Source organism: Streptomyces sp. KLMMK, assembly GCF_036961605.1.
Lineage (GTDB): Bacteria > Actinomycetota > Actinomycetes > Streptomycetales > Streptomycetaceae > Streptomyces > Streptomyces telluris.
Map to the genome: position 1 here is coordinate 1 of NZ_JBAMDC010000225.1, position 11,202 is coordinate 11,202.

At 72.3% G+C, this 11,202-nt stretch carries 11 protein-coding genes and 1 pseudogene; 4 read left to right on the plus strand and 8 right to left on the minus strand.

Annotated elements, in window-relative coordinates:
* Nucleotides 1-738: pseudogene (locus tag V7793_RS25465) on the plus strand (transcriptional regulator); the annotation flags it as partial.
* A 58-nt stretch (nt 739-796) separates the two neighbouring features.
* Here the strand turns inward: V7793_RS25465 and V7793_RS25470 are convergent.
* Entirely contained in the window at nt 797-988 is a 192-nt protein-coding gene (locus tag V7793_RS25470; protein ID WP_058044698.1) for a hypothetical protein, read from the minus strand.
* A gap of 96 nt (nt 989-1,084) precedes the next feature.
* A complete protein-coding gene (gene npdG / locus V7793_RS25475) occupies nt 1,085-1,798 on the minus strand; it encodes an NADPH-dependent F420 reductase (protein ID WP_336010298.1) in 714 nt (237 codons plus the stop codon).
* 36 nt (nt 1,799-1,834) lie between these two features.
* On the opposite strand from npdG, the gene V7793_RS25480 reads away from it, so the two are divergent.
* Nucleotides 1,835-2,056 carry a DUF2277 domain-containing protein gene (locus V7793_RS25480; protein ID WP_336010300.1) on the plus strand — a complete coding sequence of 74 codons (222 nt, stop codon included), beginning with the start codon at nt 1,835-1,837 and terminating at the stop codon, nt 2,054-2,056.
* Here the strand turns inward: V7793_RS25480 and V7793_RS25485 are convergent.
* From V7793_RS25485 to V7793_RS25510, 6 genes are all read right to left on the minus strand, one after another.
* Nucleotides 2,053-2,760 carry a DsbA family oxidoreductase gene (locus V7793_RS25485; RefSeq protein ID WP_336010302.1) on the minus strand — a complete coding sequence of 236 codons (708 nt, stop codon included), beginning with the start codon at nt 2,758-2,760 and terminating at the stop codon, nt 2,053-2,055. The two genes, V7793_RS25480 and V7793_RS25485, sit on opposite strands and share 4 nt — an antisense overlap.
* 69 nt (nt 2,761-2,829) lie before the next feature.
* Entirely contained in the window at nt 2,830-4,428 is a 1,599-nt protein-coding gene (locus tag V7793_RS25490) for a S1 family peptidase (RefSeq protein ID WP_336010304.1), read from the minus strand.
* Between the two features lie 78 nt (nt 4,429-4,506).
* Nucleotides 4,507-4,980, minus strand: a complete 474-nt coding sequence (locus V7793_RS25495) for a hypothetical protein (RefSeq protein WP_336010305.1) — start codon at nt 4,978-4,980, stop codon at nt 4,507-4,509.
* Nucleotides 4,981-5,142: 162 nt separating this feature from the next.
* Nucleotides 5,143-6,897 carry an NAD+ synthase gene (locus V7793_RS25500; protein ID WP_336010307.1) on the minus strand — a complete coding sequence of 585 codons (1,755 nt, stop codon included), beginning with the start codon at nt 6,895-6,897 and terminating at the stop codon, nt 5,143-5,145.
* A 105-nt stretch (nt 6,898-7,002) separates the two neighbouring features.
* Nucleotides 7,003-8,604, minus strand: coding sequence for a multicopper oxidase family protein (locus tag V7793_RS25505; RefSeq protein WP_336010309.1), 1,602 nt, complete (start codon nt 8,602-8,604; stop codon nt 7,003-7,005).
* Between the two features lie 60 nt (nt 8,605-8,664).
* Complete coding sequence (locus V7793_RS25510) at nt 8,665-9,159, minus strand: hypothetical protein (protein WP_336010311.1); 495 nt, start codon at nt 9,157-9,159, stop codon at nt 8,665-8,667.
* Nucleotides 9,160-9,262: 103 nt separating this feature from the next.
* Between V7793_RS25510 and V7793_RS25515 the strand changes: the two genes are divergently transcribed.
* Nucleotides 9,263-10,729: an APC family permease gene (locus tag V7793_RS25515; protein WP_336010313.1), complete on the plus strand. Its 1,467-nt coding sequence runs from the start codon at nt 9,263-9,265 to the stop codon at nt 10,727-10,729.
* A gap of 115 nt (nt 10,730-10,844) precedes the next feature.
* Nucleotides 10,845-11,202 (plus strand): alpha/beta fold hydrolase (locus tag V7793_RS25520; RefSeq protein WP_336010314.1); only part of this gene is annotated, 358 nt, incomplete at its 3' end.

Below are 11,202 nucleotides of genomic sequence, written 5' to 3' on the forward strand. Positions count from 1 at the left end.
GGAAAGGAGGAACGGGAAGAGGGCGAGCGGAGCGAAGGGGAGAAGGAGAGCGGCACCCCCGCGGCGTCCCCGTCGCAGGGCGGCTCCGCCCCCGCGGCCCCCGGGGGCAGGCCGGGCGGCGGCACCGCGGAGAAGGGCGTCCCCCTGACCGCTCACGTCCGCCCGTACGCCTTCGAGGACCCCTGCACCCAGCGCTACCTGATCGACCGGGCCCCGGGCGACGTCACGCCGCCCCCGACGGAGCAGGACGCGCCCGGCTGGGTGTCCGCGCTGGGCGGCGTCGCGGCCGGCGGGCAGTTCATCGAGATCACCCTGCAGGGCGCTGGCAAGGACACCGTCGTCCTCGAAGGGCTGCACGTGCGCGTCCAGGGCACGAAGGCGCCGCTGCCCTGGAACAGCTACATCATGGGCGTCGGCTGCGGCGGGGACGTGTCGACGAAGTCCTTCGGCGTCGACCTCGACGCCGCCCGGCCCGCCGTCACCCCGAAGGCCGGCCAGCGCGACTTCCCGTACAAGGTGAGCGAGAGCGACCCCGAGGTCTTCTACGTCAAGGCGGCCGCCTCGCAGCACGACGTGAAGTGGTACCTGGAACTGCAGTGGTCCAGCGGGGACCGGCGCGGCGTCCTCCGGCTCGACGACCGGGGCAGGCCCTTCCGCACCAGCGGAGCCGGGGGCAGGCCCGTCTACCAGCAGCCGCCGGGCTCGTCACAGGGGTGGGTACCGGCGCCCGAGGCCTGACGCCCCGGGGCGGCGGAGGGCAGGGGCCGGGGCGGGGAGCCGGGGGCAGGGGCCCGTCCTACGCGTCCCCGCCCTCGGCGGCGGCCTTGTCGTTCTTCGCCTTGCGCACGTAGTACCAGGCGATGTTGGACGAGACGCCGAGCATCAGGATCCAGACGATGCCGAGCCAGCTGCCCTGCGCGAAGGAGACGACGGCCGCCGCGACCGAGAGGACGCAGACGGCGAGGGCGTAGAGGGCGAGGCGGGGCATGGGGGACGGCTCCTGTCCGGGGGCGCATACGGTCACGATCCCGGCCATTGTCGCTCAGGCGGCGCGGCGGCGTGGCGGCCCCCCACCCGCCGCCGGTCAGACGTCGGTGACGCGCAGCCCCGCGTGGGCCTTGTAGCGGCGGTTCACCGAGATCAGGTTGGCGACGAGCGACTCCACCTGGTGGGCGTTGCGCAGCCGGCCGGCGAAGACGCCGCGCATGCCGGGGATGCGGCCAGCCAGGGCCTGCACGATGTCGGTGTCGGCGCGCGCCTCGCCGAGCACCATCACGTCGGTGTCGATCGCCTCGGTCTCCGGGTCCTGCAGCAGCACCGCGGAGAGGTGGTGGAAGGCGGCGGTGACGCGCGAGTCCGGCAGCAGCGCGGCGGCCTGCTCGGCGGCGCTGCCCTCCTCCGGCTTGAGGGCGTAGGCGCCCTTCTTGTCGAAGCCCAGCGGGTTGACGCAGTCGACGACGAGCTTGCCGGCGAGCTCCTCGCGCAGCCCTTCGAGGGTCTTGGCGTGGCCGTCCCACGGCACGGCGACGATCACGATGTCGCTGCGGCGGGCGCACTCGGCATTGTCGGCGCCCTCGATGCCGAGGCCCAGCTCGCCGGCGGCGGCCTGCGCCCGCTCGGCCGCCCGCGAACCGATGATCACCTGCTGACCGGCCTTGGCCAGCCGGTAGGCGAGGCCGCGGCCCTGGTCACCGGTGCCGCCGAGCACGCCGACCACGAGGCCGGAGACGTCGGGGAGCTCCCAAGGGTCCTTCGCCGGGGCCTTCTTCGCGTCCTGGGCAACATCAGAAGTAGTCATGACAGCGATACTGTCACGCTGCGGCACACTGGACTCATGTGCCGCAGCATTAAGACCCTGCGCCCGCCGATGATGCCCTCCGTCGAGGACGAGGACATCCGCGCCGCCGCCCTGCAGTACGTACGGAAGGTGTCGGGGTTCCACCACCCCGCCGCGCACAACGAGGCCGTGTTCGAGGAAGCGGTGACCGCCGTCGCGGCGGCCACGCGGCGCCTCCTGGACGGCCTGGAGGTACGCGGCGCCCAGCGCTCGGGCTAGACCGCGCAGGCGCCGTCCGCGCAGGCCCCGCCCGCTCCGGCCCCGGCCTCTGCTCCGGTCCTCGCCCCGGCCCCCGTCGCCTCCGCGACCTGCTGGAGGATCTCCAGGAAGGTGGCCGGGTCCTGCCCGCCCTGGACGGCCCACTGCCCCTCGAACACGAACGTCGGCACCGCGGTGACGCCCCGCTGCCGCGCCTCCTCGATCTCGTCGAGGACCTCGTCGTGCAGGTCGTCGCCGTCGAGGAAGACGGCGACGGGATCGCGGTCCAGGCCCACGGCGACGGCGGCGTCCGTCAGGTGCTCGCGGTCGCCGATGTCGAGCCCCTCACCGAAGTGGGCCTCCAGCAGCCGCCCCTTGAGCCGGGCCTGGACGTCCGGCCCGTACTCCTCCAGGACGAAGCGCAGGAGCCGGTGGGCGAGGAGGGAGTTGTTCTCCACGACGGTGTCGAAGTCGAAGGTGAGCCCCTCGTCCGCGCCCAGCCGCGTGATGTGGTCGTCCATGGCGACGGACTGCGGCCCGTACTTGGCGGCCAGCACCTCGCGGTGGGGCAGCGGCTCCTCGGGGGCGTGCGGGTCGAGCTGGAAGGGCCGGTAGACCACCTCGACGCCGTCGGCACCGGGGAACGCGGCCAGGGCCTGCTCGAAGCGGCTCTTGCCGACGTGGCACCAGGGGCAGGCGATGTCGCTGTAGATCTCGACCTTCACTGCGGACTCACTCCGTTAGCATTGCTTGAATAATCAAGCAATGCTAACGCGAGCGGCGGGAGAGGGCTGTCAGCCGACGAGCTGGATCTCCTTGCGGGCGCCGGAGGCGTCCACGTCGGCGTAGTAGCTGAGGTTGCCGTCGGCCCAGCGGACGAGGAGGTCGCCGCCCGACCAGTCCCCATTGAACGTGCCGGCCGTCAGGACCTGGGCGTACTTCCAGGCCGAACCCTCCGGCCGGAGGTTGACCTTGCTGTGGAAGCCGTCCGTGTCGACGCCGGGGAAGAGGTCGGCGCTGCCGTTGTTCCAGCGGATGACGAGGGCGTCGGTCTTGCCGCCGAACCCGCCGGAGGTGAGCTGTGCGGCCTGGGTCCAGGCCGGGTTCGCCCGGGTCAGCTGCGTCTCCTTGGCGACGCCGTTGGCGCCGGTGTCGGAGTACATGGAGGTGGAGCCGTCCGCCCACAGCACGACCAGGTCGTCACGCAGGTCGTTGGCGGTGTGGCGGCCGGCCGTGATGAGGCGGGCGTTCTTCCAGCTGTTGCTGTAGGCGAGCGTCTTCTCCTCGAAGAAGCCGTGCTCGTCGACGTGGGTGAAGGTCGAGAGCTTGCCGGTGTTCCAGCGGACGGTGAGCCCGTCGGTGTGGGTGCCACTGGAGATGTCGTCGGTGACGCGGGTGCCGGTGATCGCTTCGGCGTTCTTCCAGTAGCTGCCCTTGGGAGCGACCAGGTACTCCGCCGAGAAGGGGCGGCTGTCGTTCGTGGGGTCGCTGCCCTGGAAGATGCTCGCCGAGCCGTCGGCCCAGACGACGAACAGGTCCTTGCGGGGGGCGGTGCCCCTGCGGTAATCCCTGGTGAAGTCCCCCGAGACCGAGTGGACGGCGTTCTTCCAGTCGTGCCGGGACAGGACCGTGCGGGCGGTGGTGGCCTGGACCCACCCCTTGATGTCGTCGACACGGGTCTCGGTGGCCGTGCGGCGCGTCTCGGACTTGTCCGAGCCGAAGCACCCGCCCTGTCCGGAGGTGTTGTGGATGCCGACCAGCTCGTAGAAGCCGCCGACGTCCTTGAAGGCGGGCCCGCCCGTGTCCCCCGCGCACACGGCGGCGCCGGGCGACGTGGGGGTCAGGTTCATGGTGCCGTTGCCGAGCGAGTCGATTTTGAACTCGGCGTCGTGCATGCGGTCGGGAACCCACTCGTCCTTGGTCCGGCCGTAGCCGGTCACCCGGACGGTCTCTCCCGCCATCAGCCGGTCGGGGCTGAAGCGGACCGGCTTGACGTCCGTGACCGGCCGCGCCAGCCGCGCCATCACCAGGTCGCGGTCCTTGTGCGGGACGAGCTCGACGACGTCCACCACGCTGCCGCCCTTGCCCGTGATGTCCGTGCGGCCGATGGTGGCGGTCGTCTTCAGCCGGGGAGCGCCCTCGGGGACGTAGCGGTCCTTGGTCAGGTCGTCGGTGAAGCAGCTGGCGGCGCTGATCAGCCACTCCTGCTCGACGAGGGCGGCGGAGCAGTAGCGCCGTCCTTCGATGTCGAGCTTCGCCGTGAAGGCGTAGGCGCCGTCAGCGGTCTCGTCGCCGGCAACCGCATGTGCGGGGGTGCTGGTCAGCAGGCTTGCCGCGACGGCGGATGCGAGCAGGCCGGTCATCCATGCGGCGCGCGGACGCAGGGAAGTCATGATGGTGTCCTCCGTGGGCCCGGCGTGCCGCGGCCCGGATGAAGAGCGATGGGAAGGAAGAGCGGGCGAAGTCGTGTGTCAGACCTTGATCCGGCTCAGGACGACGGGCTTGTCGAAATGCTTGGTGAGGCCCTTGGGCACCTCGAAGCGGCCCGGGAACTCGCTGACCAAGGCCTCGGCGTTGTACTGGCCGGCCGAGACCGCGGTCACGCCCTCGACGTACATGTCGAGTCGTCCGGTCTTCTGGCTTCCCGTCACCTTGAAGCAGTGCTTGCCCTGGTCCGGGCCGTCCTGCTTGTTGGTGAAGACAACGATATCGGTGACAGTCCTGCAGTCGCCCAGGATGATGTGCCCGTCGCCGCGCCAGAGCTTGATGCCCCGCTCCTTGTAGATCTCCGCGGCGCCCGGGTAGTCGAGGGTCTCGATCGCGTGGGGCAGGGTGTCGCCGCCGGGCTCGGGCGTACCCGCCGCGATGCCGGGCGCGGCAGTGCCCAGGACGACGGCCGCCGTACCGGCTCCGCTGATCAGAAGCTTGCATGCGCGCGAAAACACGTGGAATCCCCCCGGATTCGGAAAAGTCAGATCTGTAACCTACCACTCGGTACGATCTTCACCGTCCTATTTTCGCCAATGTGGCGAGACGGTAAAGAGCTGGTGGGGCCGCAGATCTGCGGCCCCACCAGCTCTTCCGGGGCGGTCGTGCGACCGCCCGCCTCACCCCGTCTCCCGCCACCGATTGGTAATCGGCAACCGCCGGTCTTTCCCGAACCCCTTCGCCGAGATCTTCGTGCCCGGCGGGTACTGCCGCCGCTTGTACTCCGCCGTGTCGACCATCCGCAGAACACGCGTGACGAGCTCCGTGTCGAAGCCCTCGGCGACGATGTCCGCGTGGCCGCGGTCGCGGTCGACGTAGAGCTCCAGGATGCGGTCGAGGACCTCGTAGTCCGGCAGGGAGTCCGTGTCCACCTGGCCCGGGCGGAGTTCGGCGCTCGGGGGTTTGGTGATGGAGTTCTCCGGGATGGGCGGGGTCTCGCCGCGGGAGCCGGCGTCGGCGTTGCGCCACTTGGCCAGGCGGAAGATCCAGGTCTTGTAGACGTCCTTGATGGGTCCGTACGCGCCGACCGAGTCGCCGTAGAGCGTGGAGTAGCCGCACGCCAGCTCGGACTTGTTGCCCGGGGCGAGGACGATGTGGCCCTCCTGGTTGCTGATGGCCATCAGCATCGTGCCGCGCAGCCGCGACTGCAGGTTCTCCTCGGCGAGGCCGGTCAGGCCCAGCGCGCCCATGTAGGCGTCGAACATCGGCGCGATCGGGACGGTGCGGAAGTTCAGCCCGGTGCGGCGGGCGAGCTCCTCGGCGTCGGAGATCGAGTGCTCGGAGGAGTAGCGCGAGGGCATGGCGACGCCGTACACGTTCTCCGGCCCGACGGCGTCGCAGGCGAGGGCCGCGACGAGCGCGGAGTCGATGCCGCCGGACAGGCCGATGAGGACGCTGCGGAAGCCGTTCTTGGTGACGTACGCGCGCAGGCCGGTGACCAGGGCCTGGTAGACCTCGGCATCGTCGCCGAGGTGCGGCGCCGCACCGCCCGGCGTCTCCGGCTCGTAGGGCGGGAGCGGGTCCGCGGAGAGGGTGACGTGGTCGATGCGCAGGCCGTCGCCGGCGGTCCCGGTCGGCGGCCCGCCGGCGGCGGCCGGCAGGTCGAGGTCGAGGAGCATGCAGCCCTCCTCGAACTGGGGGGCGCGCGCGACGACCTCGCCGTGGCGGTCGACGACGATCGTGTCGCCGTCGAAGACCAGCTCGTCCTGGCCGCCGGTCATGGCCAGGTACGCGGTCGTGCAGCCGGCCTCCTGGGCGCGCTTGCGCACCAGTTCCAGGCGGGTGTCGTCCTTCTCCCGCTCGTACGGGGAGGCGTTGACCGACAGCAGCAGCCCGGCGCCCGCGGAGCGCGCGGCGGGCACCCGGCCGCCCTCCTGCCACAGGTCCTCGCAGATGGCGAGGGCCACGTCCACGCCGTGCACCCGGATCACCGGCATGGTGTCGCCGGGCACGAAGTACCGGAACTCGTCGAAGACGCCGTAGTTCGGCAGGTGGTGCTTGGCGAAGGCCAGGGCGACCGCGCCGCGGTGCAGCACGGCCGCGGCGTTGCGCGGGGCGCCCGCGGGGCGGCCCAGGCGCGGGCGCGCCTCCTCGCTGCGGTCCAGGTACCCGACGACCACCGGCAGTTCGCCGAGGCCCTCGTCGGCGAGGCGCGCGGCGAGCGCGTGCAGCGCGGCGCGCGAGGCCTCCACGAAGGAGCCGCGCAGGGCCAGGTCCTCGACGGGGTAGCCGGTCAGCGCCATCTCGGGGAACGCCACCAGGTGGGCGCCCTGTCCGGCGGAGTGCCGGGTCCAGTGGACGATCGACTCGGCGTTCCCGGCGAGGTCCCCGACGCAGGAGTCGATCTGGTTCAGAGCGAGGCGAAGTTGAGGCACGCCGCCCACAGTACTCGTCCAACTGACGCGATCTCGGGGCTCCCACGCCGGGGGCCGGGCGGGCGGGGCGCGGCCCGCCCGCCCGTTCCCGGCCCCCTCCCGCGCCTACTTCCGGTAGCCGAGCAGCGTCATCATCCCCGACTCGGAGTGGTAGACGTTGTGGCAGTGGAGCATCCACAGGCCCGGGTTGTCGGCGTCGAAGTCCACGTCCAGCCGCTTGCCGGGCAGCACGATCGCCGTGTCCTTGCGCGGGCCCCCGCCCGGCAGGGCGAAGGTGTGGCCGTGCAGGTGCATGGGGTGCCACATCGTGGTCGCGTTGACGAAGGAGAGCCGCACTCGCTCGCCCGCCGCCACGGGCAGCCGCCGCGAGGGCGCGTACTTCTCCCCGTTGATCGCCCAGTCGTACTTCGCCATCGAACCGGTCAGCCGGAGCGTGACCGTCCGGTCGGGGGCGCGGTCCCGCAGCCGCACGGCCTTGCCGGCCTTGAGCCGGTCGGCGGTGAGGAGCTGCCCGTCCAGCTCGCGCGGGCGCGCCGACGCGTCGGGGGCCGCACCGCCGCCCGTCCGCAGCAGCGCCAGCGCGGCCTCCTTCTTGCCCTCGGCCAGCGCCGTCAGCGGGAAGACGCCGTCCTTCGCCTCGACCAGCACGTCGTAGCGCTCGCCCATGCCCAGCAGCAGCGCGTCCGTCTCCGCGTGCTCGACGGGGAAGCCGTCGGTGTGGGTGACCGTCATCCGGTGGCCGCCGAGGGCGACGCGGAAGGCGGTGTCCCCGCCCGCGTTGACGAAGCGGATGCGGATCCGGTCGCCCGGCTTCGCCGCGAAGGTCTCGGGGTCGGCCGGGGCGCGCCCGTTGACCAGGTAGTACGGGTAGGCGACGTCGCCCGCGTCCCCGCCGAGGAGGGGGCTGGTGGCCCCCATCAGCATGCGGGACGGTGACTTCTCCGACGCCGCGGACGTCATCGACATGTGGTGCATGCCGCCTCCGCCGCCCCCGCCGTGGCCCGGGCCGCCCCCGCCGTGGTCCATGCCCCCCATGCCGTGGTCCATGCCCTTGGCCAGCTCCGCCAGCACCGCGTCCGGCGTGCTGCCGTCCACCCCGTCCACCCAGTCGTCGAGGACGACGACCCACTCCTTGTCGTACTGCAGCGGCTCCTTGGGGTCCTCCACGATCAGCGGCGCGTACAGCCCGCGGTCCTGCTGGACGCCCGAGTGCGGGTGGAACCAGTACGTGCCGGGGTGCGCGACCGCGAAGCGGTACGTGAACGACGCCCCCGCCCTGACCGGCTGCTGCGTGACGCCCGGAACGCCGTCCATGTCGTTGCGGAGCGCGAGCCCGTGCCAGTGCATCGACGTGGGCTCGGGCAGGTGGTTGGCGAGGGTGAGGGCGAGGGTGTCGCCCGCGGTGACCCGGACCTCCTTGCCGGGCAGCCGGTCGCCGTAGGCCCAGGTGCCGACCGTACGGCCGCCCAGGTCGATCTGCGCACGGGTGGCGGTGAGCCGGACGTTGCGGACGGGGCCGCTCCCGCGCTTCGCCTCGGCCGCGGCGACCTCCGCGCCGTCCGGAGCGACGAAGGCGGCGGGCGCGGCGGAGGGGGAGGAGGAACCGCCGGCGCCGTCGGAGCAGGCGGCGAGCAGGCCGCTCCCGGCGGCGGCGAGGCCGGCGCCGAGCACGGCGCGGCGGGTGTGGGTACGGGTGTGCGTACGCATGGGTGGGTGCACCTCTGAGGGATCGGTGAAGAGGGGGTGGGGACGCGTGGACGCGCGCTCCTACACCCGCAGCACCGACAGCCGCGCGAGGGACTTGTGCCGCGGAGGCGGCGGGATCGGCCACAGGGCCCGCAGCAGCCGCGCCCGGACCGCGGCCATGGCCGCGGCGGGACGGCGGAGGGCGGCGGTGACCAGCAGCAGGACGAGCGCCAGGAGGGCGGTGCCGAGGACGGCCAGGCAGACCGACATGGGGTCCATGCCGGGGGCGGAGAGGGGGTCGCCGGCGGTGGGGCCGGGAGCGGGGGCGGGGGCGGCGGAGTGCGCCTGCGGATGCGACCCTGAGGTTTCGTCCGCCCCGGCTGCCGCATGTGCCCCGGCCACTGCATGTGTCCCGGCCGCCGCATGCGTACCGGCCTTGTGGCCCGTGCCCGTACCCGCGTGGCCCGTCGGATGTCCCAGCGTGTGCATCGTGACGATGCCCAGCAGCAGGGCGGAGAGCAGCAGAAGGCGCCCGCACCACGCGGCCGCCGTCCCCTGCTGTCCGTTACGGATCACTCTCGCACCCTACCCCCGCGGGGTATGCCCGTTCCACGGCCCCGGAAATGGGATTATGGGGCGAAAACGATTGACGTACGGCTTGAAGGACGCTCCCCCTCCCATGACCATCACGGAACAGGTGAGGGACGACCGTCCCGTCGCCTCCGTCCCCGCACCGCCGGCGGCCCCGCAGCCGCAGTTCATCTCGTGGGTGACCCTCGCGATGATGACCACCGCCTCCGTCGCCAACCTGCGGCCCTCGCCGTCCATGGCGCTCTACGGGCTCGCCGCCGTCTTCCTCTACCTCCTCCCGGCCGTGGTCTTCCTGCTGCCGACCGCCCTGGTCTCCGCCGAGCTCGCCTCGGGCTGGACCGGCGGCATCTACCGCTGGGTCAGCGAGGGGCTCTCCAAGCCGCTGGGCTTCCTGGCCGTGTGGTGCCAGTTCGCGATGACGATCGCCTACTACCCGAGCCTGCTGGCCTACGTGGCGAGCACCTTCGCGTACGTCGTCGACCCGCGGCTCGCCGACAACGGCGTCTACGTCGCCATCGTGATCGTCGTCGTCTACTGGGCCGGCGTGCTGATCTCCTCCCGCGGCACGAAGGCCGTGGCCGGGCTCTCCAGCGTGGGCCTCGTCATCGGCACCCTGATCCCGGGCGTCGTCCTCGTCGTCCTCGGCCTGGTCTTCCTCGGCCAGGGCAACGCCTCCGCCGCGCCCATGGACGGCGGCCACCTCCTGCCGCCGTGGACCGGCCTGGCCAGCCTCGTGCTGATCGTCGGCAACTTCCTGTCGTACGCGGGCATGGAGATGAACGGCGTCCACGTCTCCTCGCTGCGCGAGCCCGGCCGGCAGTTCCCGCGCTCGGTGTTCGCGGCCACCGGCCTCGTCCTGCTGATCTTCATCCTGCCCGCCCTGGCCATCAGCTGGGTGATGCCGGGCGAGGACCTCAGCCTCACCGCCGGAGTGATGCAGGCCTTCCAGGGCTTCTTCGACCACTTCCACGTGGGCTGGCTGACCAAGGTCGTCGGCGTGCTGCTCGTCGCGGCGGCGCTCGGCGGCATGCTCGCGTGGCTGGCCGGGCCGTCCAAGGGGCTGCTGATGGTCGCCCGGCAGGAGGGTTACCTCCCGCCCGTGCTGCAGAAGCTCAACAAGAACGGCGTCCAGCGCAACATCATGGTCGCCCAGGGCGGGCTGACCACCGTCATCGCGCTCCTCTACGCCTTCGTCCCGGACGTCTCCAGCGCGTACTGGATCTTCTCCGTGATCACCACGCAGATCTACCTCGTCGTCTACCTGCTGATGTTCGCCGCCGCCGTGCGCCTGCGGGCCACCCAGCCGGACCGGCCGCGCGGCTTCCGCGTGCCCGCCCTGCACCTCGTCGCCGGCGTCGGCTTCGCGGCCTCGCTCGCCGCCATGTGCATCGGCTTCGTGCCGCCCGAGCAGTTCGGCGGCGGTCCGCTGTGGCGCTACCTGCTCACCGTCGGCGGCGGACTGCTCGTCCTGGGGTTCCTCGCGCCGCTGGCGTTCCTGCGGTTCCGCAAACCCCACTGGGTGGCACCGGAGCACCGGGAGAGCCTCGTCCGTTAGCTTGTCGGAGAGCGACGAGGGGGAGCCCATGAACAGCGCGAACGGCGGCAGCGGCGTGAACGGTACGGTGCGGCCGCGGACGCCCGGGCGCGAGGCGGCCCGGCCGCCGGGGCGCATGCTGAAGGTCGGCGGGGTGCCGCTGCACGTGGTGCGCGAGGGGTCGGGGCCGGTGTGCGTGCTCAGCGCCGGGCTCGGCATGGGCTGGTTCGACTGGGAGCCCGTCGTGCCGCTCCTCACCCCGCACCGCACTGTCGTCCGCTTCGACCGGCCCGGCCTCGGCTTCAGCGCCCCGCCCCTGGAGCCGCCCACCGCCGCGGGCGAGGCCGACCGGATAGCCGGCGTCCTCGACGCGCTGGGCCTGCGCGAGCCCGCGACGGTCGTCGGCCACTCCCTGGCCGGCTTCCACGCCGAGGCGTTCGCCCGGCTGCACCCGCAGCGCACGGCCGGCATCGTGCTGGTCGACGGCAGCGTCG

Excerpts from the sequence above, each read along its gene's own strand:
- V7793_RS25470 (WP_058044698.1), bottom strand. The coding sequence starts at position 988 with ATGCCCCGCCTCGCCCTCTACGCCCTCGCCGTCTGCGTCCTCTCGGTC.
- npdG (WP_336010298.1), bottom strand. The coding sequence starts at position 1,798 with ATGACTACTTCTGATGTTGCCCAGGACGCGAAGAAGGCCCCGGCGAAG.
- V7793_RS25480 (WP_336010300.1), top strand. The coding sequence starts at position 1,835 with ATGTGCCGCAGCATTAAGACCCTGCGCCCGCCGATGATGCCCTCCGTC.
- V7793_RS25490 (WP_336010304.1), bottom strand. The coding sequence starts at position 4,428 with ATGACTTCCCTGCGTCCGCGCGCCGCATGGATGACCGGCCTGCTCGCA.
- V7793_RS25505 (WP_336010309.1), bottom strand. The coding sequence starts at position 8,604 with ATGCGTACGCACACCCGTACCCACACCCGCCGCGCCGTGCTCGGCGCC.
- V7793_RS25515 (WP_336010313.1), top strand. The coding sequence starts at position 9,263 with ATGACCATCACGGAACAGGTGAGGGACGACCGTCCCGTCGCCTCCGTC.